This is a genomic window from Yoonia sediminilitoris (genome assembly GCF_003058085.1).
Classification (GTDB): Bacteria; Pseudomonadota; Alphaproteobacteria; order Rhodobacterales; family Rhodobacteraceae; genus Yoonia; species Yoonia sediminilitoris.
Window position 1 is genome coordinate 498,818 of sequence record NZ_QBUD01000001.1, and the last position, 25,529, is coordinate 524,346.

26 protein-coding genes are annotated in these 25,529 nt (G+C 57.9%); 19 read left to right on the forward strand and 7 right to left on the reverse strand.

Features of this window, described 5'->3' with window-relative positions:
• Positions 1-5: 5 nt before the first annotated feature.
• From C8N45_RS02550 to C8N45_RS02560, 3 genes are all read left to right on the forward strand, one after another.
• Positions 6-1,265 (forward strand): NAD(P)/FAD-dependent oxidoreductase, encoded by a 1,260-nt coding sequence (locus tag C8N45_RS02550; protein ID WP_108385119.1) that lies wholly within the window; start codon positions 6-8, stop codon positions 1,263-1,265.
• 79 nt (positions 1,266-1,344) lie between these two features.
• Positions 1,345-1,773, forward strand: coding sequence for a DUF302 domain-containing protein (locus tag C8N45_RS02555; RefSeq protein ID WP_108384626.1), 429 nt, complete (start codon positions 1,345-1,347; stop codon positions 1,771-1,773).
• A 42-nt stretch (positions 1,774-1,815) separates the two neighbouring features.
• Positions 1,816-2,877, forward strand: coding sequence for a YeeE/YedE family protein (locus tag C8N45_RS02560; RefSeq protein ID WP_108384627.1), 1,062 nt, complete (start codon positions 1,816-1,818; stop codon positions 2,875-2,877).
• 2 nt (positions 2,878-2,879) lie between these two features.
• Here the strand turns inward: C8N45_RS02560 and C8N45_RS02565 are convergent, their stop codons facing one another.
• The 3 genes from C8N45_RS02565 to C8N45_RS02575 form a co-directional block, all read right to left on the reverse strand.
• Positions 2,880-3,824 carry an MBL fold metallo-hydrolase gene (locus C8N45_RS02565; protein WP_108384628.1) on the reverse strand — a complete coding sequence of 315 codons (945 nt, stop codon included), beginning with the start codon at positions 3,822-3,824 and terminating at the stop codon, positions 2,880-2,882.
• Complete coding sequence (locus C8N45_RS02570; RefSeq protein ID WP_108384629.1) at positions 3,821-4,732, reverse strand: MBL fold metallo-hydrolase; 912 nt, start codon at positions 4,730-4,732, stop codon at positions 3,821-3,823. Before C8N45_RS02570 ends, C8N45_RS02565 begins: the two co-directional genes overlap by 4 nt.
• A 67-nt stretch (positions 4,733-4,799) precedes the next feature.
• Positions 4,800-6,659: a sigma 54-interacting transcriptional regulator gene (locus C8N45_RS02575; protein ID WP_108384630.1), complete on the reverse strand. Its 1,860-nt coding sequence runs from the start codon at positions 6,657-6,659 to the stop codon at positions 4,800-4,802.
• A 193-nt stretch (positions 6,660-6,852) separates the two neighbouring features.
• Here C8N45_RS02575 and C8N45_RS02580 point away from each other — a divergent pair, with 193 nt between their 5' ends.
• The 11 genes from C8N45_RS02580 to C8N45_RS02630 are packed head-to-tail and all read left to right on the forward strand — an operon-like array spanning position 6,853 to position 16,490.
• Positions 6,853-8,229, forward strand: coding sequence for a CmpA/NrtA family ABC transporter substrate-binding protein (locus tag C8N45_RS02580; protein ID WP_108385120.1), 1,377 nt, complete (start codon positions 6,853-6,855; stop codon positions 8,227-8,229).
• On the forward strand, positions 8,229-9,062 hold the full coding sequence (ntrB, locus tag C8N45_RS02585) for a nitrate ABC transporter permease (RefSeq protein WP_108384631.1): 834 nt from the start codon (positions 8,229-8,231) through the stop codon (positions 9,060-9,062). The genes C8N45_RS02580 and ntrB overlap by 1 nt, the downstream gene beginning before the upstream one ends.
• Before the next feature lie 4 nt (positions 9,063-9,066).
• Positions 9,067-9,963 (forward strand): ABC transporter ATP-binding protein, encoded by an 897-nt coding sequence (locus C8N45_RS02590; RefSeq protein WP_108384632.1) that lies wholly within the window; start codon positions 9,067-9,069, stop codon positions 9,961-9,963.
• Positions 9,964-9,984: 21 nt separating this feature from the next.
• Entirely contained in the window at positions 9,985-10,428 is a 444-nt protein-coding gene (cynS, locus tag C8N45_RS02595) for a cyanase (protein ID WP_108384633.1), read from the forward strand.
• Between the two features lie 6 nt (positions 10,429-10,434).
• Complete coding sequence (locus tag C8N45_RS02600) at positions 10,435-11,238, forward strand: ABC transporter ATP-binding protein (protein WP_108384634.1); 804 nt, start codon at positions 10,435-10,437, stop codon at positions 11,236-11,238.
• A 39-nt stretch (positions 11,239-11,277) separates the two neighbouring features.
• Positions 11,278-12,540 carry an ABC transporter substrate-binding protein gene (locus tag C8N45_RS02605; RefSeq protein ID WP_108384635.1) on the forward strand — a complete coding sequence of 421 codons (1,263 nt, stop codon included), beginning with the start codon at positions 11,278-11,280 and terminating at the stop codon, positions 12,538-12,540.
• Positions 12,537-13,352 carry an ABC transporter permease gene (locus C8N45_RS02610; protein WP_108384636.1) on the forward strand — a complete coding sequence of 272 codons (816 nt, stop codon included), beginning with the start codon at positions 12,537-12,539 and terminating at the stop codon, positions 13,350-13,352. The genes C8N45_RS02605 and C8N45_RS02610 overlap by 4 nt, the downstream gene beginning before the upstream one ends.
• Positions 13,353-13,370: 18 nt before the next feature.
• Positions 13,371-13,907, forward strand: coding sequence for an OsmC family protein (locus tag C8N45_RS02615; RefSeq protein ID WP_108384637.1), 537 nt, complete (start codon positions 13,371-13,373; stop codon positions 13,905-13,907).
• A gap of 18 nt (positions 13,908-13,925) precedes the next feature.
• A complete protein-coding gene (locus tag C8N45_RS02620) occupies positions 13,926-15,026 on the forward strand; it encodes an acyl-CoA dehydrogenase family protein (protein WP_211095443.1) in 1,101 nt (366 codons plus the stop codon).
• 17 nt (positions 15,027-15,043) lie between these two features.
• Complete coding sequence (locus C8N45_RS02625; RefSeq protein ID WP_108384639.1) at positions 15,044-15,901, forward strand: sulfurtransferase; 858 nt, start codon at positions 15,044-15,046, stop codon at positions 15,899-15,901.
• Positions 15,888-16,490, forward strand: a complete 603-nt coding sequence (locus C8N45_RS02630; RefSeq protein ID WP_114427803.1) for a 2-hydroxychromene-2-carboxylate isomerase — start codon at positions 15,888-15,890, stop codon at positions 16,488-16,490. The genes C8N45_RS02625 and C8N45_RS02630 overlap by 14 nt, the downstream gene beginning before the upstream one ends.
• Here the strand turns inward: C8N45_RS02630 and C8N45_RS02635 are convergent.
• Entirely contained in the window at positions 16,487-17,431 is a 945-nt protein-coding gene (locus C8N45_RS02635) for a phytanoyl-CoA dioxygenase family protein (protein ID WP_108384641.1), read from the reverse strand. The two genes, C8N45_RS02630 and C8N45_RS02635, sit on opposite strands and share 4 nt — an antisense overlap.
• Positions 17,432-17,624: 193 nt before the next feature.
• On the opposite strand from C8N45_RS02635, the gene ltnD reads away from it, so the two are divergent.
• Positions 17,625-18,524 carry an L-threonate dehydrogenase gene (gene ltnD, locus C8N45_RS02640; RefSeq protein ID WP_108384642.1) on the forward strand — a complete coding sequence of 300 codons (900 nt, stop codon included), beginning with the start codon at positions 17,625-17,627 and terminating at the stop codon, positions 18,522-18,524.
• A 1-nt stretch (position 18,525) separates the two neighbouring features.
• Here the strand turns inward: ltnD and C8N45_RS02645 are convergent, their stop codons facing one another.
• The gene (locus C8N45_RS02645; protein ID WP_108384643.1) at positions 18,526-19,857 is read right to left on the reverse strand and encodes an NAD(P)H-dependent oxidoreductase; all 1,332 of its coding nucleotides are present in this window, start codon (positions 19,855-19,857) and stop codon (positions 18,526-18,528) included.
• A gap of 137 nt (positions 19,858-19,994) precedes the next feature.
• Here C8N45_RS02645 and C8N45_RS02650 point away from each other — a divergent pair, with 137 nt between their 5' ends.
• Genes C8N45_RS02650 through C8N45_RS02660 form a run of 3 tightly spaced genes read left to right on the forward strand, consistent with a single transcriptional unit; the run spans position 19,995 to position 22,623 of the window.
• Positions 19,995-20,834, forward strand: coding sequence for a transketolase (locus C8N45_RS02650; protein ID WP_108384644.1), 840 nt, complete (start codon positions 19,995-19,997; stop codon positions 20,832-20,834).
• Positions 20,831-21,868: a transketolase family protein gene (locus tag C8N45_RS02655; RefSeq protein WP_108384645.1), complete on the forward strand. Its 1,038-nt coding sequence runs from the start codon at positions 20,831-20,833 to the stop codon at positions 21,866-21,868. Before C8N45_RS02650 ends, C8N45_RS02655 begins: the two co-directional genes overlap by 4 nt.
• A complete protein-coding gene (locus C8N45_RS02660; RefSeq protein ID WP_108385121.1) occupies positions 21,868-22,623 on the forward strand; it encodes an SDR family NAD(P)-dependent oxidoreductase in 756 nt (251 codons plus the stop codon). Before C8N45_RS02655 ends, C8N45_RS02660 begins: the two co-directional genes overlap by 1 nt.
• On the opposite strand, the gene C8N45_RS02665 is transcribed toward C8N45_RS02660, so the two are convergent.
• Both C8N45_RS02665 and C8N45_RS02670 read right to left on the reverse strand, forming a co-directional pair.
• On the reverse strand, positions 22,617-23,582 hold the full coding sequence (locus tag C8N45_RS02665) for a LysR family transcriptional regulator (protein WP_108384646.1): 966 nt from the start codon (positions 23,580-23,582) through the stop codon (positions 22,617-22,619). The two genes, C8N45_RS02660 and C8N45_RS02665, sit on opposite strands and share 7 nt — an antisense overlap.
• Before the next feature lie 4 nt (positions 23,583-23,586).
• The gene (locus C8N45_RS02670) at positions 23,587-24,270 is read right to left on the reverse strand and encodes a GntR family transcriptional regulator (RefSeq protein WP_108384647.1); all 684 of its coding nucleotides are present in this window, start codon (positions 24,268-24,270) and stop codon (positions 23,587-23,589) included.
• Positions 24,271-24,491: 221 nt separating this feature from the next.
• On the opposite strand from C8N45_RS02670, the gene C8N45_RS02675 reads away from it, so the two are divergent.
• Positions 24,492-25,502 carry a TRAP transporter substrate-binding protein gene (locus tag C8N45_RS02675; RefSeq protein ID WP_108385122.1) on the forward strand — a complete coding sequence of 337 codons (1,011 nt, stop codon included), beginning with the start codon at positions 24,492-24,494 and terminating at the stop codon, positions 25,500-25,502.
• Positions 25,503-25,529 lie beyond the last annotated feature (27 nt).

Sequence of the window (25,529 nt, forward strand, 5' to 3'; positions counted from 1 at the left end):
AAACCATGGCTTTACAAAGAAGAACATTTCTGGGTGTTGCGGCTGCAACAGCGGGCACGCTGGCGGCGCCGATGGTGCTGGCGCAAGGCAAACCACGCGTCGTTGTTATTGGCGGCGGCGCGGGCGGGGCGACAGTTGCGCGCTATATCGCCAAAGACAGTGACGGCGCGATTGATGTCACATTGGTCGAACCGACACGCGCCTATTACACCTGCTTTTTCTCAAACCTCTACATCGGCGGTTTTCGCGAAATGAACGCGCTTGGCCACAGCTACGGCGGGCTTGCTGCCGGTGGTGTGAATGTTGTGCATGACTGGGCCGTTGGCGTCGATCGGGACGCCAAGACCGTGACCCTCGCTGGCGGTGCCAGTCTCCCCTATGATCGGTTGATCCTGTCGCCGGGGATCGATTTTGTTGATGGATCGGTGCCCGGTTGGGACCTGTCTGCGCAAAACGCGATGCCGCACGCCTACAAGGCCGGATCACAGACCGAACTGTTGAAAGCGCAGCTGATGGCGATGCCAGAAGGCGGCGTCTTTGCGATGGTCGCCCCGCCAAACCCTTACCGCTGCCCCCCCGGACCGTACGAGCGGGTGTCGATGGTGGCGCATCTGCTCAAGTCGGTGAATCCGACAGCAAAGATCCTGATCGCCGATCCCAAGGAAAAATTCTCGAAACAGGGATTGTTCGAAGAAGGCTGGGCTAACCATTACGACGGTATGATTGAACGGGTCGGCCCTGACTTTGGCGGCGCGAACACGTCTGTTGATCCAGCCGCAATGACGGTTGATATCGATGGCGAAGTTACCAAGGTTGATGTTTGCAACGTCATCCCGGCGATGAAAGCCGGACGCATTGCCGATATCGCCGGTGTGACTGACGGCAACTGGGCCCCGGTAAATGCGGCTGATATGTCGTCGAAGATCGACCCGAACATCTATGTGCTGGGTGATGCATCCGCGCAGGGCGATATGCCGAAATCGGGCTTTTCGGCCAACAGTCAGGCCAAGGTCTGCGCCAATGCGGTGCGCGGTGCGCTGACAGGGTCAACCGTATTCCCGGCCCGCTTTGCCAATACCTGCTGGTCGCTCATTGATACCAATGACGGTGTCAAGGTTGGGGCCACCTACGAGGCAACGGACGAAAAGATCGCCAAGGTCGATGGTTTCATCAGTGCCACCGGCGAAAGCGCCGATGTGCGTGCCGCCACCTATCGCGAGTCCGAAGGTTGGTATGACGGCATCACAGCCGACATGTTTGGCTAGAATATGCACCGGGCCTTGATCCAGATCAGGGCCCGGTACGACCTGCGTGCGATATTGTGATTTCAAAAGAGGAGTTCAAATGAGACAGCTTTTTTCAATTCTCGCACTGGGGTTTCTAGCGAATGCCGCAGTCGCGCAGGACGCCACAACATATCCCTTTGATGGTTCCTTCGATGATGCAACATTCGCTGTTGAAAATGCGATCATCGGCAAGGGCCTCGTGATTGATTATGTCAGCCACACCGGAGAGATGCTGAATCGGACCGGTGCTGATGTAGGCAGCGATGTCGAGATTTTTGCGGCGGCCGATATTTTTCTGTTTTGTTCGGCGCAGCTATCGCGTGAGGTGATGGAAGCAGATCACATGAACATCGCCTACTGTCCCTATGGCATCTTTGTTGCAGACCGTGATGGTGCTGTCATGGTCGGTTATCGCAACTACCCGGATGGTGCGATGCAAAAGGTGCAGGCGCTGCTGGATGAGATTGTCCAAGAGGCTATTCAATAGCGGCGCACGCCGAACCCAGTATCATTCCCGGTTGCCCCAACCATGCTTGAACAACTGATCGAAACCTATGGCGAAGGGCCTGTGCTGGTTGCATTTGGTGGCCTCGTCGGAGCGTTATTCGGCGCGATGGCGCAGCATTCGCGCTTTTGCCTGCGTGCCGCCACAATAGAACTTGCAGACGGTCAGTTGGGCAACCGTATGGCCGTTTGGCTAGTGGCTTTTTCTGCTGCGGTTGTTTGTGTGCAGTCCGCGATCTGGGCAGGCTGGTTGGATGTCAGCGAAAGCCGCCAGTTGGCCAGTCTGGGCAGCATGTCCGGGGCGATCATCGGCGGGCTGATGTTCGGCGTTGGCATGATCCTGGCACGTGGCTGCGCCAGCCGGTTGCTGGTGTTGTCCGCAACTGGAAACCTGCGTGCGATTGTGACGGGACTTGTGCTCACCCTTGTGGCGCAATCGGCCCTGCGCGGCGCTCTTTCACCTGCCAGAGAAACGCTGGCCAGCCTGTGGTCGGTGCAAGGCGGGGCCGCGCGTGACTTGTTGGCACAGCTGGGACTGTCATCGGGTGCCGCTGCGCTGATCAGCGTGGGTGTGCTTTGCGGGGCATTGGCATTTGCCTATCACAGCCATTCGAAGTTTACGCATATTGCCGCAGCGGCAGGGGTCGGGCTGGCCGTGGCGCTTGGCTGGATCGCGACTTATGCCGTCGCGATGAATTCCTTTGAAGTGATCGCGATTTCCTCGATCACTTTTACCGGCCCTTCGACCGATACGCTGATGGGTTTGGTCAATAGCACGCAACTGCCGTTGGTCTTTGGGGTTGGTCTGGTGCCCGGCGTATTCTTTGGCGCGGGTGGCATGGCGCTTGCCACGAAAGAGGCGAAAATCCAGCGCTTTGAAGCCGATACTCCAATGGAATATTACCTGATCGGGGCCGCACTGATGGGCTTTGGCAGTATGCTGGCCGGTGGCTGCGCGGTTGGCGCGGGCATGTCAGGTGGGGCGATCTTTGCGCTGACTGCATGGGTTGCTGTCGGGGCCATGTGGATTGGGGCGATGATTACCCATACAATCATGCGGCAGGAGGTTCAGCTGCAAAAAGCCTGAATTTACTCAAATTCCATCTGTTCATAGACGCGGCCGGCGTTCTTGGTGGCCAGTTCCTCGAACGTGTCCAGATGGGCATAGGGGGATTGGTCGACGTAATACGCCTCTGCCAGCCCGCCGCCGCTGTCCAGATGTTCACCGATCTTGCCGCGCAGATATTCCAGATAGCCTTTGGTATATTTGCGCACCTGATCCATGTTGGTCGGATGGCCGTGACCGGGGATGACGTAAGTGGCTTTCAATGCCTCGAATTCAGTGTCCCACGTGTCCAGCCAATCAAGGGTATAGGTATCTTCAAAGATCGGCAGCATCCGTTCGTGAAACGCCATATCACCGGCAATCACAAGGCTTTGGTTCGGTAGCCAGACGACCACGTCACCGGCGCTGTGCGATGGCCCAAGATAGCGCACTTCGATCCGGTAGTCGCCAAGCTCTGTCACATATTCACCGTCAAAGGTCTCGGTCGGGCCGACCAGCGTGGTGCCTGCGTGACGGTCCTTGTTGACCCGTTCGGCGGCTTGCAGGATTTGCGCGCCACGATCTTCGAATTCGGCTGCTGCGTCCACATGTGCGATGATCGGCACGCCCTTTTCGGCCCAGTATGAATTGCCCAGCATCGCGTGACCTTGGCCATTTTCATCCACGACCAGCACCACAGGTTCGTCAGTGCGCGCCCTGATTTCATCATGCAACGCCGCCGCCAGCCCGTATGATCCACCGCCATTGATGACAACAACGCCTTCACCGGTGACGATAAAGCTCAGGTTATTGTTATGGCCCGCATTTTCATAGGTTGGCGGGGCGGTTGCCCCGATTGCCGAAAAAACGCCAGGGATGAATTCGACAGGTGGGCTGTATAGCAGAGAGCCGGGGTACTGATCGGCGATGTCTTCATTAGCCAGCGCGGTGGTGGCAAGAAATGTCGCGATGGTAGCCAGCCGAATCATGCGTCTTCTCCCACAAATACATAGCTGTCGGCGCGTCGTTCAACTCGGCCCATGCCGCCGCCGGGCAAATGGTAGCCGATCATGCGCATCTGTTCCGTGGCCAACTGGTCCAGCAGTGACACGCGTGTGGCAACTGCCATGTCCTGATCCTGATCGGACCCGGCACGCCATGTCGGACGCTCGAATGCCAGATGATTATTGAGGATGCTATCCCCCACAATCATGGCACTTTCACTGCCAAGACGTACCTCAAAAGCCATGTGGCCCGGCGTATGGCCATGGGTTGCACGCGCGGCAACGCCGGGGGCGATTTCGGCGCCATCGCCAAACAGATTGATCCGGTCCGCCAGAATGCCAAGCCGGTTTGCCGCCCCGACGGCAAAGGTCTGTCTGGCCTCACCAATGGTCGACACGGTGTTCGGGTCGGTCCAGTAGTCGTATTCTTTCTGGCCGATATGGTAGTTCGCATCGGGAAAATTCAGATCGCCGAAGTCATCGAGCAACCCCCAGATATGATCGGGGTGCGCATGGGTGAACACAACGTCGGTCACATCAAACGGGTCGACGCCCAGCATATCAAATGCGTCCATCAGCTTGCCAGCGGTGGGCATGAAATCTGGGCCGGCGCCGACGTCAAACAGGATCGTGCGATCACCTGACCGCAATAGCGTGACATTGCAGTCCGGTTCAAAGCTATCACCGGTCAGACCATAGCGGGCGAGAATTTCGTCAGCTTCCGGGCCTGCCACGTCGCCCAGCGAAAAGGACTTGGGCAAGACAAGGTTTCCGTCGCTCAGGGTGTCCAGTCTGGCACCATCGGCAGTCAGCGAGGATTGCGCCCAGACAAGTTGCGGGGCGATCGTGGACAAGGCAGCGCCTTGCAGCAGAAAACGGCGTGTGAATTGCATGTCGGCCTCATATTCATGTTTGTGAATGTTAGCACGCCAGGCGACGCGAAGGCAAGCCGCAAGGTGGCTAGACCGTATCCCATTCGGCTTGCGTGATCGCAAAGGACTTGATCCGCGAATAAACCGTTGTGGGCGCTAGCCCCAACAGTTGCGCGGCACCGCCCGACCCGGACACTTTGCCATTTGACCGTTGCAGGCACCGGATCAGGTTGTCGCGTTCGCGGGCGCGCAAATCAGCATCTGACAGCACCGCATCGCCGGTGTCGGTATCGTCGTGTGCGCGGGTGTGAAATTCGAACTTCAACTTACCGCCCTGTGCAAGAATTGCGGCACGCTCGATCACATTTTCCAGCTCGCGCACATTGCCGGGCCAAGGGTAGGCCAACAGGGCCTCTATGTTTGCTTTGCTCAGGCGGGTGGGCGGCAGGCGCAGCCTGCGTGATGTGGCATCCAGAAAATGTTTGGCCAGATAGGGGATGTCTTCGGGGCGGTCCTGAAGGCGCTCGCAGCGCATCGGAAAGACGCTGAGTTCAAAGAACAGGTCCTGCCTGAACCGACCCGCCTGCACCTCGGCGGCCAGATCACGGTTGGTGGTGGAAATGATTGTCATCTTGACGGGTATATCCGTTACATCGCCAAGACGCCTGTATTTCTGCTCTTGCAGGACATTGGCCAGTTTGGCCTGAAACGCCTTGGGCAGGTCCGACACTTCATCCAGATGCAAGGTGCCATTCTGCGCGAGGGTCAGTTTGCCGACCGTGTCGCGGGTGGCCCCCCGAAACGCGGCCTTGCGATAGCCGAACAGCTCTTGTTCCAGCTGGTCAAGGGACACGTCAGAACAGTTGACCTTGACCAGCGGGCGCTTGCGCCTCGCGCTGGCTTCGTGAATGGCCGAAACCGTCAGGCTTTTGCCGGTGCCAGTAGCACCCGTGACAAGAACGTTTGTGTTGGTGTCCGCGACCAGATCAATCTGGGCGGCAAGGTTGCGCACCGACGGTGAGCGCCCGACAATGCCCGTGTGCGACCTCACGCTGCGGATTTCGGTGAGCAGATAATCATTTTCCTGTTCAAGCTGGACACGCAGGTTTTCAACCTCTGCCAGCGCATCGCGCAGTTTCTTTTCATTGTCCTTGCGCTCGGTCACATCGCGAAAGATCACCACCGCCCCGGCAAGGACACCGTGGTCATAGATCGGCGTCGAGACATATTCGACCAAGATCGGCTTGCCGTCCTTGCGCCAGAAAGCGTCATCTTCTACGCGGACGGTTTCGTCACGGCGGAATGATTTATAGATCGGGCAGGTGTGTGACGGAAAAAGTTCGCCATTCAGATGGTGGTGGTGAATGATCGAATGCAACTCGCGGCCAATCAGGTCAGCGGCATCCCAACCCAGCATTTCCTGCGCAGCGCGGTTGACGAAAGTGGCTTTGCCTTCGGCGTTGATCCCGTAAATCCCTTCACCTGCAGCGTTCAGGATCAGCTGGTTTTGCATTTCGACTTCGCGAAAGAAGCCATAGATGTTCTGCCATTGCATCAGCCCTGCGCGCTGGTGTGCCTCCTGTTCGGCTTGGGCATTGCGCCTGTCCTGCGCGTCAAGATCCAGAAAACCGAGCATCACGAGTATTTTGTCAGATGATTTGATGTGCGTGCCATAGGTCTGGAGCCGCAGCGGGCTGCCATCATCGCGGGCAAAGCCAAGGGTGCCGTCAATGTAGCGCCCGAAATGTATAACAGCGTCCAGAAAGACCGCCATTTCAGTTGCGGCGCTCGTTAGGAACGGGCTCAGGTTCTTGTTGCGTAGGCGGGTATTGAACAGCATTGCCGCCTCGGCGTTATGGTCTGCAATCCTGTCGGCTTGCGTGTCCAGCAGGATCGTGGGCAGGGGACTGAAAGCAAGCGCTGCCAATATGTCGGAATCGCAGTTCATGCATGGATTGAGATCATGCAAAGCGACGTAGCGACAATGGCGAAATTTCGTAAATTACGAAATCTCGTCGCAACTGCCAAATATTTTATCATTTTTTTCAGCGACTTGTGAATTCTTAGGCAAATGCCAAGACCCCTGTTGGCCCTACAAACAGGATGCCAATCTTATCGCGACAACGCAAATGGGGATCAAGATGACAACGAAAAGTCTGGGCAATCCATACTCGAAAGATAGCGACCTGCGGCACGGCCAAAGCTGTTCGTGTGACACCTGCAAGGGGGCAAAGGCCGAAGCGGCGCCAACCCACATGTCCAGCGATGATATGCTGGAACAAGCGGTGGAAAGCGCGATTGTGCGGTCCGTCTTCGGCCATAGCGACGTGAGCCGTCGGTCCTTCATGGGGATGGTGGGCGGCACAACCGCTGCCGCAGCGCTCGCGTCCGTATTTCCGCTGGATCAGGCAAAGGCTGCCATTCTTGATAACCTGGGGCCGCCGGAGAAGACCGACTTGAACATCGGCTTTGTGCCGATCACATGTGCCACGCCAATCATCATGGCGCAGCCGCTGGGCTTTTATGAACGCTACGGTCTGAACGCGCAGGTCATCAAGACAGCCGGCTGGGCCGTGGCCCGCGACAAGTCGCTTTCGGGCGAATATGACGCGAGCCATATGTTGACCCCGATGCCGCTGGCAATGACTCTGGGTGCAGGTTCCGTCGCTGAACCATACATCATGCCCGCCGTGGAAAACATCAACGGGCAGGCGATCGTGCTGTCCAACGAACATCTCGACAAGCGCGACCCCAAGCAGTGGAAGGGTTTTACCTTCGGGGTGCCGTTCGAATATTCGATGCACAACTTCCTGCTGCGTTATTACGTTGCTGAATTCGGTCTTGATCCGGATGTGGATATCCAAATCCGCGTGGTGCCACCGCCAGAGATGGTCGCCAACCTGCGCGCCGGGAACCTTGACGGTTATCTGTCGCCTGATCCTTTCAATCAACGCGCTGTCTATGAAGGCATTGGCTTTATCCACATTCTGACAAAAGAAATCTGGGAGGGTCACCCATGCTGTGCATTTGCTGCGCCATTGTCTTTCGCGATCGAATTGCCAAATACTTACGGCGCGTTGCTCAAGTCGATCATTGATGCGACCCAATATGCATCAAACCCCGACAATCGGGTCGAAATTTCCGAGGCGATCGCGCCGACCAACTACCTGAACCAACCTGTGACAGTCATTCAGCAAGTTCTGACAGGAACCTACGCGGATGGTCTGGGCGAGGTGCAGCGTGTGCCCGACCGGATCGATTTCGATCCATTCCCGTGGCACTCAATGGGTGTCTGGATTCTGACCCAGATGAAGCGTTGGGGCTATATCGAAGGCGATGTGGACTACAAGGCGGTGGCCGAGCAGGTCTATCTGGCAGCGGACGCCAAAAAGGTCATGACAGACCTTGGCTATGACGCGCCGGATATCACCTACAAATCGCACATGATCATGGGCAAGAGTTTTGACCCCGAAACGCCCGAAGCCTACGTCGATAGTTTTGCGATCAAAGCTGACTGATGGGCACCCTTTCTGAAAACAAGAAGGCGGCGCTTCTGTCGATCCTTTTGCTACTTGTGGGCTGCGTGATCTGGGAACTGTCAATCCCGGCCCAGAAAGCGGTGGGGGAATTGACGGAATATGAACTGCTGACAGGCGGGGGGCAGCCCAAAGCGGGCGTGCCACCCCCCAGTCAGGTGCTGGGCAAAGCGTGGGAGCAGCTATCGAATCCGTTTTATGATGCAGGCCCCAATGATAAGGGCATCGGCATCCAGATCGGATACTCGATCTATCGCGTCCTGACGGGCTATTTTCTGGCGGCATTGATCGCGATCCCGCTTGGGTTCCTGATTGGCATGTCGTCGGTTGCCTACAAAGCCCTGAACCCTTTTATTCAGGTGCTGCGCCCCATCTCGCCTTTGGCATGGATGCCGTTGGCCCTGTTCATCATCCAAGATAGCGAAGCCTCGGCCATTTTCGTGATATTCATCTGTTCGATCTGGCCAATGCTGATCAACACCGCCTTTGGTGTGGCTGGTGTGCGCGAAGATTGGGTGAATGTCGCCCGGACCCATGAGTTGGGTGCCTTCAAGACTGCCTTTACTGTGATCCTGCCAGCGGCGGCCCCAACAATCGTGACGGGTATGCGCATTTCAATTGGGATCGCATGGTTGGTAATCGTCGCGGCAGAGATGCTCGTCGGGGGAACAGGCATTGGCTACTACGTCTGGAACGAGTGGAACAATCTCGACCTGACCTCGGTTATCTTTTCGATCCTGATGATCGGCATTGTCGGCATGCTGCTCGACGCGATGTTCGGCCTGCTGCAACGCGCCGTGGCGTATGTGGAGTAAGATCATGTCTGCATCATTCCTGAGCATTGAAAAACTGACGCAAGAGTATCCGGACGGGAAGGGTGATAACTTCACCGTGTTCGAGAACGCCAGCTTCGGGATTGAGAAGGGTGAATTCGTCTGCATCCTTGGTCATTCGGGCTGCGGAAAATCCACCATCATGAATATCCTCGCAGGTCTGGCTGAACCGACCCGCGGGGTGGTCAAGATGGACGGGGTGGCCGTGTCCGGCCCCAGTCTGGACCGCGGCGTTGTGTTTCAAAACTATTCGCTGCTGCCGTGGTTGACCGCGCTGAAGAACGTGACCTTCGGCGTTGCCGCGCGCTTTCCGGACTGGACCAAGAAACAGGTTACAGACCACGCAATCAAGTTCCTTGAAAAGGTCGGACTGACCGGCGATGCGATTCACCGCAAGCCAAGCCAGCTATCGGGCGGTATGCGCCAGCGCGTTTCAATTGCGCGCGCCTTTGCCAATGAACCCAAGCTGTTGTTGCTGGATGAGCCGTTTGGTGCATTGGACGCACTAACACGGGGCACCATTCAGGATGAGTTGATCAAGGTCTGGAGCGGGACCGACCAGACCGTGTTCATGATCACTCACGACATTGACGAGGCGATTCTGCTGGCCGACCGCATTCTGCTGATGACCAACGGACCGCTTGCCCGCGTCGCGGAAAGTGTTGAAATCACAATTCCGCGCCCGCGTAGCCGGACGGATATTGTCGAACACCCCAACTATTACGCCATCCGCAACCATCTGGTCCATTTTCTTGGCCAGCGGTCGGCAGATATGGCCGGGCAGCCTGCGGACGGCACGACCCACAGCCCGAAGACAGTGCGCATCGACACAACCACAACCACGACTGACCCATCGGCCGACCATCTGCGTGCCGTGCAATAACCAAGGAAGTGAGACCAGCCCATGATGACCAAAGAAGACGTCACCGCAATGATCCTGTCGGCCAAGAAACAGGCCGGCATGACGTGGGAAGATATCGCAGACAAGATCGGCATGTCACCCGTCTGGACCCATTCCGCAGCCATGGGGATGAACGCATTTCCGCCCGAAAAGGCTGCCCTGATGGTCACGACCATGGGGCTGCCGCAGGAAGCCGAAAGCGTGTTGGCCGAAAGCCCGACCAAGATCTGGGAACAGGCCGTGCCGACCGACCCCTGCATCTATCGTTTCTATGAAATTGTAGGGGTTTACGGGCCAACCTTGAAAGCGTTGATTCAGGAAAAATTCGGCGATGGCATTATGTCAGCGATTGATTTTGACATGTCGGTGACGCGGGTCGAAAACCCCAAGGGCGACCGGGTCAAGGTCGAGATGTCCGGCAAATACCTTGGCTACAATAGCTGGTAGACCGTGATGCAGCATGATCATCCCTCTGCCGAACGCGCGCAGCCAGTCGCAAAATCCGGTGATGCAGATGTCCGCATCGCCGGAGTCGCACATACTTATGCCGTCGTTGACGGTCCGGTGCTGTCGGGGATTGATCTGACGATTGCACCAGGGTCGGTCGTCGCCCTGATCGGGCGCTCTGGCTCTGGTAAATCCACTTTGCTGCACATCATCGCGGGGCTGATCCGTCCGACAGACGGGGCAGTGCGTATTGGGGGGCAGGCCGTGCAGGGGCCATCGCCGCGATGGGTGATGATGTTTCAGGCGCCATCGCTTTTCCCCTGGATGAGCGTGGCACAGAACGCGGGTCTTGGACTGCGCTATGCCGGGCAAAAGGACGGGGCGGCGGAACGTGTTGCTGACGTACTTGATCTGGTGGATCTGGCCAGTTTTGCCGACCGCAACGTGCAGGATCTGTCAGGTGGCCAGCAACAGCGCGTGGCGCTCGCGCGATCATTGGCCCCAAGCCCTGATGTGCTGCTGTTGGACGAACCTTTTTCCGCGCTCGATATGTTTACCCGCCAATCAATGCAAACAGATGTGCGGGCCATCGCCAAACGGCTTGGCCTCACCATGATCCTTGTGACGCATGATGTGTCAGAGGCTGTGCTGATGGCCGACCGCGCGGTTTTCCTGAAATCAGGGGCAGGGGTCATCGCGGGTGATACAGATATCAACCTCGACGACCGCGCCCGCAATGCTGACGACCCGACGTTCGATGCCGAACTGGCGCGGCTCAATGAGATTTACACGGGGCTGCAAACTGCCTGACCGAAACAGCCTGTCCCAAAACTGAACGAGAGAGACCCGATGGCACATTCCAAAGACCACAATCACCTTGATCTGCATGCCGCCTGCTGCGGGCACGACGGTGTTGACGAAGATAAGCGCAAGACCTTGGATATGCTGGCCTCTGGTGGGTTGTCCGCCATGTTGGCGGGTCTTGCGGGCAGTCTGCCGTCGATAGCGCAGGCGCAGGACGATGATGTCGTGCGCATTGGCTATCTGCCCATCACCGACGCCACGCCCTTGCTTGTGGCCCATGCCAAAGGGTTCTTTGCCGACGAAGGGCTTGAGGCGGAGCGGCCGACGCTCATCCGCGGCTGGGCACCGCTGATCGAAGGTTTTACGTCGAACAAGTTCAACCTTGTGCATTTCCTCAAGCCGATCCCGGTCTGGATGCGCTACAACAACAATTTCCCGGTCAAGATCATGGCCTGGGCGCACACCAATGGCTCTGCCCTTGTGGTTGGCGGTCATACCGACGTGACCGACTTTGCGGGCCTTGGCGGGAAACAGGTTGCGGTGCCGTTCTGGTATTCGATGCACAACATCGTGCTGCAATATGCCCTGCGCGCGGCAGGTATCAAGGCTGTCATCAAAGCACAGGGCGAACCGCTGGCACCTGATGAATGTAACCTGCAAGTGCTGCCGCCGCCCGACATGCCGCCCGCTTTGGCCGCCCGCAAGATCGATGCCTATATCGTGGCCGAGCCGTTCAATGCGTTGGGTGAATTGCGGGCAGGCGCACGCATGCTGCGCTTTACCGGGGATATCTGGAAAAACCACCCCTGTTGCGTCGTCTGCATGAACGAAGAGGTCACGAACGCAAAGCCGGAGTGGACGCAGAAGGTGATGAACGCCGTGGTCCGCGGAGCGATTTATGCGAGCCAGAACAAGGCGGAAGTGGCCGAACTTCTTTCAAAGGACGGTGCCGGGTATCTGCCAGCACCAGCCCCCGTCGTGACCCGCGCGATGACGCTTTATCAGGACAACGCCGACTATATCGACAGTGGTGCGATCAAGAATCAGACAGAATTTCAGAACGGGCGGATTGATTTCCAGCCATGGCCCTATCCATCGGCCACCAAGCTGATCGTCGAGGCGATGTCAGAGACGGTGGTCAGTGGCGACACGACGTTCCTGTCCGATCTGGACTCTGATTTTGTGACACAGGATCTGGTCAACTACGACTTTGTCAAAACAGCACTTGAGGCGAACCCTGAATGGCTGAACGATCCGTCGGTTGATCCCGGTGATCCTTACACGCGCGAAGAAATCCTGAAGCTATGACAGCGTCCGCCGACTTATCCGGGGCACGTGTGCTGCCCGCATTGGGCCGCTACCGGGGGCTGATGAATGCCGTGATTGGCATGTCCCTGCTGGTGTTTCTGTGGTGGCTGGGTGGCCGGGCGGTTGCCAACAATCCTGATATGTTTGCCTTTGCCAGCTTTGCGCCGGGCCCAACCCTTTCGCGCCTGTGGGTGATGATTACCAGTGGCGAGGTCTGGGACATGACCCTGCCGTCGCTGTACCGCGTGGGACTGGGGATGCTGATTGCCGCCGTGATTGGGGTGCCGATGGGTATCCTGATCGGGCGGGTGGCACAGCTGCGCGAGATCACGAACATTCCTTTCCAGTTCCTACGAATGATTTCGCCGCTTAGCTGGATGCCAATTGCCGTAATGGCGTTTGATACATGGGACGGGGCGATCATCTTTCTGATCGCCGTCGCTGCGATCTGGCCCATTCTGTTTGCCACTGCCGCGGGCGTGCGCCGGATTGATGCCGCATGGATCAAGGTCGCGCGCAATCTGGGTGCTAATCCGTGGCACATGCTGACCACCGTGATCCTGCCTGCCGTGGCCACCGACATTCTGACAGGGATCAGGCTGGCGCTTGGGGTCGCATGGGTCGTCCTGGTGCCTGCCGAATATCTGGGCGTCACGTCCGGGCTTGGCTACGCCATCAACGACGCCCGCGACACGCTGGAATATGACCGACTGTCCGCCACCGTCGTGGTGATCGGCGTCATCGGCTTTGCACTCGATACACTGTGTCAGAAGGCCATCGGCCGTCTGAACTGGAACCGCACATCTGAATAAACCAAAGAGGAGAGATCAATGTCTGAACCCGCAACCGCGCTTACCGGCTGTCTTGCCCCGATTGACAAGGATGGGTTGAACACCCTGATTGCCAACGGCAAGGCCAACCCGCAGGCGATCAAGACGCTGAAATGCAAAACCGTCGCCGAAGGACGCTTTCGCCATGCCAACTACATCCGCGACCTGGAACCGTACATCGTCGACGAACCCCCCGGTCTACTGGGCGATGACACCGCGCCCAACCCGTCAGAGGCATCGCTTGCCGCGCTGGGGTCTTGCGTTGCCGTGGGTCTGCACGCCAATGCGATCCACCGTGGCATTACCATCGAAAGCCTCGAAGTTGAAATGGAAGGTGACCTGAATATCACGGGTGTCTGGGGCACAGGTGATCTGGGTGAAAAGCCCGTTGGTTTCACGGACGTGCGTATCAACGTCGCGATGAAAGCGGACTGCCCACAGGAAACCATTGATGAACTGATTGCCCATGTCATCCAATGGTCGCCGGTCTTCAACACATTCTCGCGCCCGGTGAACATGGTTGCCGTAAGCCTCTGACCCAAGATGGAGACCGCAATGACACTTCAGGAAAGAATACCTGAACCAACAGCCATGCTGACCCGCGTTGATGCGGTCGCCTCATCCCAGCTTATGCCGATTGTGCGCGACATTGATGCGGGGCTTTACCCCGAAAACATCATGCGCGCCTTTGGTGAGGCGGGTGCCTATGGCACACATGTGACGTCTGATCTGGATATGGGCCAGACTATTCAGGCTATCGCACGTGGCGGCGAGGAATGTATTTCCACGGCCTTTTGCATGTGGTGCCAGAATGCGCTGGCCTGGTATATCGCGTCTTCTGACAATGCTGCGCTGAAAGCGACTTTGTTGCCCAAAGTGGCAGCAGGCCAAGCGCTTGGCGGCACGGGCCTGTCAAATCCGATGAAGACTTTCTTTGGCATCGAAAAGATGCGCCTGAAAGGGACCCGGACCGCGAACGGCTACACCGTCAGAGGCTCGCTGCCGTGGGTGTCGAACGTGGGCGAGGATGGCTATTTCGGGATCGTCTTTTCGGTGGACGAGGGCGATAGTGTCAAACATGTCATGGCCGTGGCGCGTGCCGATCAACCCGGTGTCAAAACGGCTCTTGATCATGACTTCATGTCGATGGCCGGGACGGCGACTCGCACCGTCCAGTTCCGCGATGCACAGATCGAAGATATGTTCGTGTTGGCTGATCCGATTGACGGCTACCTGCAAAAAATACGCCCCGGATTTGTACTGATGCAAACCGGCATGGCGCTGGGCATGATCCGCAGCTCTATAAAGTTGATGGAGCAGGTGCGCGGGCAGTTGGGTCATGTGAACAGATACCTCGAAATGCAGCCCGAGGATTTCCAGAAAGCGCTTGACGAACTAGAAGCGGAAATCATGGACCTTGCTCAAACGCCCTATGATACCTCCATCGCTTATTTTCGCCGCGTGATTACTGCGCGGCTCAAGGGCGGCGAATATTCAACCAAGGCTGCGCATTTCGCCATGCTGCATTGTGGCGCGCGCGGCTTCGTCAGTCAGGGGGCCGCACAGCGCCGCCTGCGCGAAAGCTACTTCATCGCCGTGGTGACGCCTGCCACAAAACAACTTCGTAAAATGCTGGCCGAATTGCCTGCTGCCTGATCCAGAAAGGAAATAACATGACGTCGGTACTTATTTCACCTGCTGAACTTGCCGCAATGCCATCCGAAGAGATCGTGATTATCGACACCCGCGCACCGGAAAGTTTTGCCGCAGGCCACATTCCAGGTGCGGTCAACCTGCATGACATTTTTACCTATTTGGCTACCTCCGATTCCGAAGGCATGGCCGAACTGACCCAGAAGTTCGCTGATGCATTTGGCGCTGCCGGGCTGGATGGGACGAAAATGGCCGTGATTTATGAACAATCCATGGACAGCGGATTTGGCCAGTCCTGTCGGGGTTATTTCTTGCTCAGCTATCTGGGCTACCCCAAGATCAACGTTCTGCATGGTGGCTTTGCTGCATGGGAGGCCGCAGACATGCCAACCACCACCGAAGCGCAGTCGCCGCAACCAGCGGAATTCTCGATTGATCCGGCGGCAGCAGACCTGATGCTGACTGTCGATGACGTCAAAGCGGCCCTTGATATGCCAGAGGTCACATTGCTGGATGTACGCGATGTGGACGAATGGGTCGCGACCAGCTCGTCCCCCTATGGCAAGGATTTCTGCCCGCGCAAAGGCCGCATCCCCGGTGCAAAATGGATCGAATGGTACCGCATGATGAAGCCGACCGCCGATGGGCCGATGATGAAATCGTCAGAGGAAGTTCTGGCGGAATGCGCCAGTGTCGGGATCGAAACCGATACGCCAGTCTACATTTACTGCTTCAAGGGCGCGCGTGCATCCAACACATTCCTTGCGTTGAAAGAAGCAGGCGTGAAGGACGTGCGCATCTATTTCGGGTCGTGGAACGAATGGTCGCGCGACACGAGCCTGCCCATTGAAGAAGGGTTGCCGTTTGCCAGCCACTAAGGTCGTTGACTATTACTTTGCGCCGATGTCGGGTTATGCCTATCTGGGGCATGCCCGCTTTGCGGAAATTGCGACCGGGGCGGGGGCCAAGGTGCGTTATCATCCGCTTGATATGGCACAGGTTTTTGCGGCTGCGGGGTCTTTCCCGCCCGCGAAATACCCCGACGTGCGCCAGAAGCACCGCAAGGCGGACATGGCCCGCTGGGCGGCAAAGCTGGGCCTGCCGATCAACACGTCACCCGCATTTTGGCCTGTGCCGATGGCTTTGGCCTGTCGCGTGATTGTCGGGGCCGGAACAATCGGCGCGGATCAGGGGGCCGTGGTCAATGCTGTGCTGTCCGCAGTCTGGGTTCACGATCTGAATATCGCAGAGGTTGATGACATGGCCAAGGCATTGGACCTGCACGGTCTGGATGCTGAACCCGTTCTGGCAGCGGCGTCTGATCGGAATGTGGTTGCATCGGCAGAGGCTGAAACCAAAGCGGCGATAGACAAGGGCATTTTCGGCTCGCCCACATATATGCTGGGCGATGACTGGTTCTTTGGGCAAGACCGGCTGGATTTCCTCGGGGACCTGCTGGCGCGCTAGGCACAGACCGGCGCATCGGCGGACCAGCGGTGAATCGGGATATGCGGTTCGCTGGCAAGCGTTGCGCGGGCGTCTTCCCAGCCTAGTTTCCATTTGCGCCAGTCCGTCAGCACAGTTTCGGGTGCGGCTGCACTTCGCGCAATGAATTTGGGGAAATGCTCGCGCCCGGTATGTTGCCCGGTCACGTTAAATCGCAGGTCAAACGACCAGCGGAAACCGTCCGATAGATTGGGCAGCGACGCATGAGCCACCAGCGGATGAAACAACACAACACCGCCCGACGGGACGGGCAGGGGAACGGCCTTGCTCTTGTCCAGCGCGCCCGGCGCGATCGCGGTTTGTTTTTGCGGGCAATGGGGCAGCAGGCCTGCGTCAATGCCCGGCACCGCCTGCAAACATCCGTTTTCAACGGTTGCGTCGGTGATCGCGACCCAAGCAGTGATCATTTCCGTGCTATCCGCCTGTTCATGGCCCACGCCGCGATCCTGATGCCATTCGGTGCTGGTGACATGCGCGCGGATTTCATCATCGCTCAGTTGCGGGGCAGGCGGCTTGATCCGCACATGCTGAATGGGATTGAGCGTGATTTCAGGGCCAATCAAAGCCTCAATGATGCCCAACAGACGGTCATGCATGACCAGATCAAAGATCGCAGGTCCAAAATGCATTGGCGTGCCGGTGGTAATCACGTCGCCGGGCAGGCTGATATCCATCGGCTGAAACCAGTCACATCCGGCAGCATATGACAGGCTGAGCTTGTCCCAAAAGCTCAGGCCCGGGCTGTCGGTGACGCGCCCTTCGCGGACCCATCCGGCAAAAAGGTCATCCATCAGCGTCGCATACTCTTGCCTGACCGCGGCAATGACGTCCTGTGGGATGATATCGGGCAGCACCAGATACCCATTCTGTTCGAAGTCCTGCTTTTGTGCCTGTGTCAGCATGTCATACGCTCCGCTTATAGTGGTTTGCCAAGTCCTCGTCGGGCGTGACCCAATCCCACTTCTTCGGGCAGATCATTCTGCAGAACATGGCTGGTCACGCGGGTGATTTTCATAAGACTTTGCCCTTGTTACAGGCGCTTGGCTTGCCGTCCTGCTTGGTATACCATTTTAAGAATGACAAGGGAGACAGGCAATGGCAAGCGGCGCGGTGGCAATATTTGGGTTGGGTGCAATGGGGGCAGGCATGGCCGGTGCGTTGCTGCGGGCGGGTCTGACGACACATGGCTATGATATCAATGCCGATGCGGTTGCGCGGTTTCAGGCGGCGGGCGGTGCTACCGGTTCAGTAGAAGAGGTGGCCGAAACCCTTGATGCTGTTGTTGTGGTCGTCGTGAACGCGGCCCAGACAGAGGCCGTGTTGTTCGGCGACAACGGGATTGCGGCCAAGCTGTCTGCGGGCACTGTGGTCGTAGCCTGCGCGACGGTTGCGCCTGATGTGGCGCGCGATCTGGCCGCCCGCTGCGCTGATCTGGGGCTGCTTTATCTGGATGCGCCCGTGTCAGGTGGCACAATCCGGGCCGCCGATGGCACACTGTCCATTCTGGCCTCTGGCAGCCGTGCGGCATTTGCCAAGGCGCAACCTGCGCTGGATGCGATGGCGTCACAGTTGTTTGATCTGGGTGATGAAGTCGGTGCTGGGTCGTCGATGAAGGCGGTCAACCAGATGCTGGTTGGTATCCAGATTGCGGCGATGGGCGAGGCGCTGACCTTTGGCATGACCCAAGGGGTCGCGCCTGACAAATTCCTCGAGATCATCAGCCAATGCGCTGGCACAAGCTGGGCGCTGGAAAGCCGCGCGCCGCACGTGATCGCGGGCGATTACACGCCATTGAGTGCTGTTGATATCTGGCTCAAGGATCTTGGGATCGTGCTCGACATTGCCAAAGGGGCCAAGTTTGGCGCGCCTCTGACAGCCGCCGCTTTGCAGCAATATCTGGCAGCGTCAGGTTCTGGCCTTGGCAAAGAGGACGACGCGGCAGTGGCCAAAGTCTATGCGCGCAATGCCGGATTGACGCTGCCGGGCGGTGAATAGGCTATCCGTCGAGGAACGTTTTCTGTTCGTCCCGCAATTTGAAGATATCTTGGTCGTCAATGATCACGACGTCGTCGAGACTGACAATCTGATCTTTTTTGATGGGTCTCTTGAGCTTGATGTGATGCGCCAGACCAATCGGTAGGGCATTGCGCGCACGCGACACGGCCGCAGGGATCGCCTTGGCCCAGACCTTGTAGCCGCCCTCGCCATCCAGATAGTCACCGGCGGCGAAGTCTCCTTTGGCGGTTGCGACTGCATCCCCCCGCCAGCGGGACGAACGGCCCGTGGCCTCGCCCCGCAAACAGGCTGACAGCACCGAAACGGACGTTTCCAGCCCGATCAAATGGAACGGCCGCCACATCGATCCGTACCAGCCCGATGCATCTGTCAGCAGGCCATATTGCTGGAAGCAGGCGCGCGTATACGCATTGGGCGCACGGAATGTCACGAACATCCCGTACTGGATATTGTTCAACACAACACGCCCATCCGGTTCGCGGCTGGAGGCGATATCGACAAGGCCGGGGCGTGCCAATTGGCCGCCATCGCGTTGCGGTTTGAACACGGTCGCAAGGTCTTGCAGGCCCGCTGGATGAAAGGCGAGCCCGTCATCAGGGCAGTCCAGCCCTGTCGCGTTGGCCACAGCCGCCATCTCAATCGCTGCCTTGGTGCCGTCGGTGAAGGAATTGTACATTTTGGGGTTAAAATCCCCGGCGGCGACCTCTTCCTCTGTCCAGCCGAAATAGTCCCATACCGTGTCAGGGGTTGAATAGCGGTAGGGGGGCGCAAAGTTCATGCCCTTGCCCGCCGCGACCAGTTCAAACCCGCAGGCGTGGACCCAATCGACCAATTCGCAAATCGCCGCGGGCTGGTCACCATAGGCCATGGAATAGACCACACCAGCCTGCCGTGCGCGGTCTGCCAGCACGGCACCGCACAGCACGTCAGCCTCGACATTCACCATCACCACATGCTTGCCCGCCGCAATCGCGGCAAGGGCATGGCGCGTGCCTGCAAGCGGGTGGCCGGTTGCCTCTATTATGCAGTCTATCTCAGCCGTGGCGAACAGGTCAGCGGCATCCTCTGTCAGGCAGGTGGTGCCGCCCTTGACGGCATCCTGCATCGACTTGGCGGCATATTGGTCCGCATCCCATCCGGTGCGGGCCAGCGATGCTTTGGCCTTTTCCATATCCAGATCGGCAATGCCTACGATGTGGTAATTCTGGATGTGTTTCGCCTGCGCAAGGATCATTGATCCGAACTTGCCAGCTCCGATCAGACCAATGCGCACCGGCGTTTCACGCGCGGCAAGAAGTGAAGACAAATTCATCGTGACCCTCCTGTTCCGGCTTTATAGCACGCTGAGGCATTCAGGTATGTGAAGCTGTGCTTCATTAATGATTAAGAAAATTATATTGATTTGCCATAGCCGTCATGGCCTGCTGTCCGCCACAAGGGGGGCATCCGATGAATGTGAGCGGATCAAACGTCAGTCTGGCGCAACGGGCTTGGGCGATCAGACGCAATGCGCTGTTGATGGGAGAGGTGCAGGGCCAAGGCTATATCGGGCAGGCGCTGGGCGTGGCTGACGTGCTGGCTGTGTCCTACTTCCACGCTTTGTCCTACCGCGCGGACGATCCCGAATGGGAGGGCCGCGACCGTTTTTATCTGTCGATCGGGCACTATGCCATCGCACTTTACGCTGCAATGATCGAGGCAGGGATCCTTCCCGAAGATGAGATCGGCACCTATGGCATGGATGACAGCCGGATGCCGATGTCGGGCATGGCGGCCTATACTCCGGGGATGGAAATTACCGGCGGGTCGCTGGGTCATGGTCTGGGAATTGCGGTTGGCGCCGCATTGGGCCTCAAGCGCAAGAAGAACCCGGCCTTTGTCTATAACATGCTGTCCGATGGCGAATTGGGCGAGGGTTCAACATGGGAGGCGGTGATGTCCGCCGTGCAGTGGAAGCTGGATAATCTGATTGCCATTGTCGATTTCAACAACCAGCAGGCGGATGGCGCCACGACGCATGCGCTGGCCCAGGTGCCAGAGGCAGCAAAATGGGAAGCGTTCGGCTGGTTCGCCCAAACCGTCGATGGCAACGACATGGACGCGGTGGTTGCGGCCTTTGATGCCGCGCGCGCGCATGAGGGCGCGCAGCCGCGCGTCATTATCTGCAACACCAAGATGTGCAAGGGTGTGCCGTTTCTGGAGGATCGCGAAATCACCCATTTCGTGCGCGTCGAACCTGATGAATGGGCCAAGGCGCTTGCCATACTGGATGAGGAGAAACCGCAATGAACGCGCAGGAACTTTCGCGCAGGCAGTCGAAGTATACGGCACGCAAAGCGCCCAAAGGCGAACGGTTGGCGACCTCGGCGATGATCGCGTCGCTTGACAGCGAGGGGCGCGACACGGTTGCGGCCCCCTTCGGGCACGCGCTGGTCGATATTGCCCAAACCCGCGATGACATCGTGGGCCTGACCGCTGATCTGTCAAAATACACCGACCTGCATGTCTTTGCCAAAGCTTATCCCGACCGTTTTTACCAGATGGGCATGGCCGAAGCGGTGATGATAAGTGCCGCTGCCGGACTTGCCCGCGAAGGCTTTACACCCTTTGCCACGACCTATGCGGTTTTCGCGTCGCGTCGCGCCTATGACTTTATCATCATGGCGATCGCAGAGGAAAACCTGCCGGTCAAGATCGTCTGCGCGCTGCCCGGACTAACGACGGGCTATGGCCCCAGCCATCAGGCAACCGAGGATCTGGCGATCATGCGCGGGATGCCGAACCTGACGATCATCGACCCTTGCGACGCGACAGAGATTGATCAGGCAACACGCGCCATCGCGGATCATCCGGGACCGGTTTATATGCGTCTGCTGCGCGGGCAGGTGCCCGATGTGCTGGGCGAATACGGCTATCAGTTCAAGTTGGGTAAGGCGCAGATGTTGCGCGACGGCAAGGATGTGCTGTTTGTGTCGTCCGGCTTCATGACCATGCGGGTGCTGGATGCGGCCGGTAAATTGCGGGCCGATGGGATTGATTGCGGCGTGCTGCATGTGCCCACGATCAAACCACTGGATACCGCGACGATCATCGCAGAGGCCGGCAAGGGCGGGCGGTTGGTGGTCACGGCTGAAAACCATTCCGTCACCGGTGGCTTGGGAGAGGCGGTCGCGGCCACCCTGATGCGGGCCGGAGTGCATGTGCCCTTCCGCCAGATTGGCCTGCCTGATGCCTTCCTCGATTCGGGCGCATTGCCGACCCTGCACGATCAGTATGGCATTTCGGTCGATGCGGTGACGACCTCGGTCAAGGGATGGATGTGATGAAATTACTGGACGGAAAGACTGCGATTATCACAGGTGCAGCAAGCCCGCGCGGCTTGGGCAAGGCGACCGCTTTGCTGTTCGCGCAGCACGGTGCGCGCGTTGCAATCCTTGATCTGGATATGGATGAGGCCAGCGAGGCTGCGGCCGATTTGCCGGGGCAGGGGCATCAGGGATTCGTGTGCGATGTCACTGACAGGGCTGCCTGTATGGTTGTCGCAGAAGAGGTCATCGCACAGTTCGGCCACGTCGATATTGTCGTCAACAACGCGGGGATTACCCAGCCTTTGAAGTTGATGGATATTCAGCCCGATAACTATGATGCGGTACTGGATGTGAATCTGCGTGGCACGCTTTATATGTCGCAGGCGTTGATCCCGCATTTCAGGGCGCGTCAGAACGGGAGCATCGTCAACATGTCTTCGGTGTCGGCGCAAAGGGGCGGTGGCATCTTTGGCGGGCCGCATTATTCAGCGGCCAAGGCTGGAATTCTGGGCCTGACCAAGGCGATGGCGCGCGAACTGGCACCCGACGGGGTGCGGGCCAATGCGATCTGTCCCGGTTTCATTGATACCGATATCACCGCCGGCAAACTGACAAATGACATGCGCGCGCAGGTTCTGGCGGGCATTCCCCTAGGCCGCGCGGGCACCGCGCAGGATGTGGCGGGCTGCTGTCTGTTTCTGGCGTCTGACCTGTCGGCCTATGTCACGGGGTCAGAGGTTGACGTGAATGGCGGCTCGCTCATTCACTGATCGGGGCGCAATTGGGCAGAGGCATCCACCTGCGTGACCGTCAGCCCGTTGTCGGCCAGCAGCCGTTCAATTCTGTGCTGGTGCGCGGCGGCCTGCCCCTGTGCCCAATCCATGAACAGCCTGACCGGGCGGCGTTTGAGAAAGCGCGCAGGGGACAGCATCCAATAGGCTGGAAACGACAGGACCGGCAGCGCCGGGGTCAGCGGAACAAGGCGACCATCGGTCAGTTCAGCCTCAGCCAGGGCAAGTGATTCCAGCACCACGCCCGCGCCGTCACAAGCCAGTTGCAGCGCCATGGAAGACCGGTCCATCAGTACCGATTTGACATTGGTCGCACGGGTTTGGCCATGGTGCCACAACCAGAAATCCCATTGGCACAAAGCCCGCGCACTGTCGATCAGACGGGCCTTTGACAGGGGGTCATCAGGTGGCAGGCGCGCCAGGTAGGCAGGGCTGACCAATGGCAGGACATGATCGGCAACCAACGGTGTGCTGTGCAAACCCGCCCAGTTTCCGGTGCCATAGCGCACCTCGATATCCATGATCTCGCGGTCAAAATCGGTGGGGTCAGGGGCGGCATCCACGCGCAGGTCAAAATCAGGATATTGCCGGATGAAATCGGAAAGACGCGGGCCAAGCCAGCGCACGCCAAAACTGGGGGATACGCGCAGGTTCAGTCGGGCGGCGTTGCGGGTGCCGCGCAGGTTCGCCTGCACATCCGACAGCATCCTGAGCGCGGTGCCGGTGGTCTGGGCCAGCAATTCGCCTTCAAGCGTCAGGGACAGGTTGCGGCCCGCCCGACGGAACAGTTTCACGCCAAGCTGTTGTTCGAGCAGTTTGATTTGCTGGCTGACACCGGAAGGCGAAATCGATAATTCCTCGGCGGCGCGGGTGATACTGCCCCGGCGCGCGACCGCTTCGAAATAGGGGAGTGCGTTCAGGTTCGGCGGGCGTGTCATGGGCCTAGCCGTTGTCTGTGGCCGGATCATCAGATGCGGAGGCAAGATCTTCTTTTACGCAGGTGATGATGTCCTCGCGCAGGTTGGCAAGATGCTTGCCGATGGTGGCGCGGATTGCTTGCGGGTCGCGGGCGCGCAAGGCGTCAACAATGCTGCTGTGATGGTCGATCACCCGTTCGCGGTTGCGCCGCTGTACAGCAGCAAGGTAGCGGGCGCGCCAAAGACGTGCCAGAAACTTGTGATGGATTTCGGACAGTGGCACATTATGGGCGGCATTTGCCAGCGCGCTGTGAAAGCTCATGTCGGTTTCGAACATATCCAGCGGATCGGCGGTATCGAACCGCGCGGCCATGTCATCAACGATGTCGGCAATGCTTGCGATCTCTTCCTCTGTCGCGCGCGCGCAGGCCAACTCGCCTGACAGCTTCTCGACCGAAAGCAGTACCTCGACGTCATCCGATATCTGTTTGATGGTGGGAATTGACACAATCGGGCTGCGCGCCGGGCGCAATTCGACCAGCCCTTCGGTGGCAAGGATGCGGATCGCTTCGCGCAAGGGGGTGCGACTTACGCCCAGTTCAGCCGCATTGTCACGTTCCTTGATGGCGGAACCGGGTGGTAATTTACCTTGCAGAATATCACGTCGAAGCTGATTGGCGATTTGGGCAGCAAGGATTTTCTGTGTCATTCAGCAGCATCCGCTCTGGAAGGTGTCGCGCGTGGCGCCGATTTTTCAAATCTCGCAAGCGAAAGACCGTTTCTTACGATTTGGTATACCGAAAATCGTTGATTGTCGAGATTGCACTCGCTACGCTCTGCCTCGATGGTATACCATCTTACGTCACGCCAGTGGAGGGGCGTGTTACCAAAAACGGCGATCAAAAAATCGCACAGGGAGGAAATAAAAATATGTCACTAAAATCATTACTGACAACGGCAGCCGCTGTGGGCATTCTCGCAGCACCGACATTCGCGGAAGATGTTACGCTGCGGATCCAGACACACTATGCCACTGAGCACCCAACCGGCAAAGCTATTGCTCAATGGATCGATGACGTTCAAACGATGTCTGATGGCAGTATTACAATCGAGATGTTTTATTCGTCCTCCGTTGTGGCAACTGTCGAAACATTTGATGCTGCAATAAACGGCATTCTCGATTGTGACATGACAGGTGGGTCTTACCAAACTGGAAAAAACCCAGCCTTTCAGTTCGTGAGCGACCCAATGGGCGGCTATAACACCGCATGGCAGCAATACACTTGGTTTTACCACGGCGATGGATATGACGCAGCTCAGGCTCTCTATAATGAGCAAAATATGCAACTGATAGGTTGGATGCTTTACGGGCAGGAATCGTTAAGCTCTTCCAAGCCTTTGGCTGGTTTTGCAGACTTAGAGGGATGGAAATTCCGGTCCCCTCCTGGTCTCGAAACTGAAATATTCGAAGGGCTGGGCGCTTCGCCTATCGTGATGGATTTCACAGAAATATTTACTGCGCTCGAGACTGGCATCATCGACGGTGCAGATGCGTCAGGCTTGGCCAACAACGTCGGACTTGGCATTTACGATATTGTCAAGCACGCTACTTATCCTGGGTTCCACTCGATGCCCTCTGACCACCTTGCCTGTAATAAGGACGTTTGGGAGGGCCTTACTGAAGCTCAGCGCCGTATTATCGACACTGCTGTCCAAAAACTCGGGTTTCAAATCGCTCTCTTGAATGAAAAAGCGAATACTGAGGCCGCAGCAGCATTGCAGGCACAAGGCGTGACTTTGTACGATTGGTCTGCTGAAGACCGGGCAGAATTTCGTCGCATTGCGCAAGAAGCTTGGGATGGCTGGGCGGAAAAGAACGATGAAACGAAAGCTTTGGTTGAAAGTCATCGCGCCTTCTTGAAACAGCTTGGTTTACTTTGAGCTTCCCAGCAGAGGTTCTCTGATAGA

Coding starts and splice junctions, on each gene's coding strand:
- C8N45_RS02550 (WP_108385119.1), top strand. CDS start 6: ATGGCTTTACAAAGAAGAACATTTCTGGGTGTTGCGGCTGCAACAGCG.
- C8N45_RS02555 (WP_108384626.1), top strand. CDS start 1,345: ATGAGACAGCTTTTTTCAATTCTCGCACTGGGGTTTCTAGCGAATGCC.
- C8N45_RS02560 (WP_108384627.1), top strand. CDS start 1,816: ATGCTTGAACAACTGATCGAAACCTATGGCGAAGGGCCTGTGCTGGTT.
- C8N45_RS02565 (WP_108384628.1), bottom strand. CDS start 3,824: ATGATTCGGCTGGCTACCATCGCGACATTTCTTGCCACCACCGCGCTG.
- C8N45_RS02570 (WP_108384629.1), bottom strand. CDS start 4,732: ATGCAATTCACACGCCGTTTTCTGCTGCAAGGCGCTGCCTTGTCCACG.
- C8N45_RS02575 (WP_108384630.1), bottom strand. CDS start 6,659: ATGAACTGCGATTCCGACATATTGGCAGCGCTTGCTTTCAGTCCCCTG.
- C8N45_RS02580 (WP_108385120.1), top strand. CDS start 6,853: ATGACAACGAAAAGTCTGGGCAATCCATACTCGAAAGATAGCGACCTG.
- ntrB (WP_108384631.1), top strand. CDS start 8,229: ATGGGCACCCTTTCTGAAAACAAGAAGGCGGCGCTTCTGTCGATCCTT.
- C8N45_RS02590 (WP_108384632.1), top strand. CDS start 9,067: ATGTCTGCATCATTCCTGAGCATTGAAAAACTGACGCAAGAGTATCCG.
- cynS (WP_108384633.1), top strand. CDS start 9,985: ATGATGACCAAAGAAGACGTCACCGCAATGATCCTGTCGGCCAAGAAA.
- C8N45_RS02600 (WP_108384634.1), top strand. CDS start 10,435: ATGCAGCATGATCATCCCTCTGCCGAACGCGCGCAGCCAGTCGCAAAA.
- C8N45_RS02605 (WP_108384635.1), top strand. CDS start 11,278: ATGGCACATTCCAAAGACCACAATCACCTTGATCTGCATGCCGCCTGC.
- C8N45_RS02610 (WP_108384636.1), top strand. CDS start 12,537: ATGACAGCGTCCGCCGACTTATCCGGGGCACGTGTGCTGCCCGCATTG.
- C8N45_RS02615 (WP_108384637.1), top strand. CDS start 13,371: ATGTCTGAACCCGCAACCGCGCTTACCGGCTGTCTTGCCCCGATTGAC.
- C8N45_RS02620 (WP_211095443.1), top strand. CDS start 13,926: ATGACACTTCAGGAAAGAATACCTGAACCAACAGCCATGCTGACCCGC.
- C8N45_RS02625 (WP_108384639.1), top strand. CDS start 15,044: ATGACGTCGGTACTTATTTCACCTGCTGAACTTGCCGCAATGCCATCC.
- C8N45_RS02635 (WP_108384641.1), bottom strand. CDS start 17,431: ATGCTGACACAGGCACAAAAGCAGGACTTCGAACAGAATGGGTATCTG.
- ltnD (WP_108384642.1), top strand. CDS start 17,625: ATGGCAAGCGGCGCGGTGGCAATATTTGGGTTGGGTGCAATGGGGGCA.
- C8N45_RS02645 (WP_108384643.1), bottom strand. CDS start 19,857: ATGAATTTGTCTTCACTTCTTGCCGCGCGTGAAACGCCGGTGCGCATT.
- C8N45_RS02650 (WP_108384644.1), top strand. CDS start 19,995: ATGAATGTGAGCGGATCAAACGTCAGTCTGGCGCAACGGGCTTGGGCG.
- C8N45_RS02655 (WP_108384645.1), top strand. CDS start 20,831: ATGAACGCGCAGGAACTTTCGCGCAGGCAGTCGAAGTATACGGCACGC.
- C8N45_RS02660 (WP_108385121.1), top strand. CDS start 21,868: ATGAAATTACTGGACGGAAAGACTGCGATTATCACAGGTGCAGCAAGC.
- C8N45_RS02665 (WP_108384646.1), bottom strand. CDS start 23,582: ATGACACGCCCGCCGAACCTGAACGCACTCCCCTATTTCGAAGCGGTC.
- C8N45_RS02670 (WP_108384647.1), bottom strand. CDS start 24,270: ATGACACAGAAAATCCTTGCTGCCCAAATCGCCAATCAGCTTCGACGT.
- C8N45_RS02675 (WP_108385122.1), top strand. CDS start 24,492: ATGTCACTAAAATCATTACTGACAACGGCAGCCGCTGTGGGCATTCTC.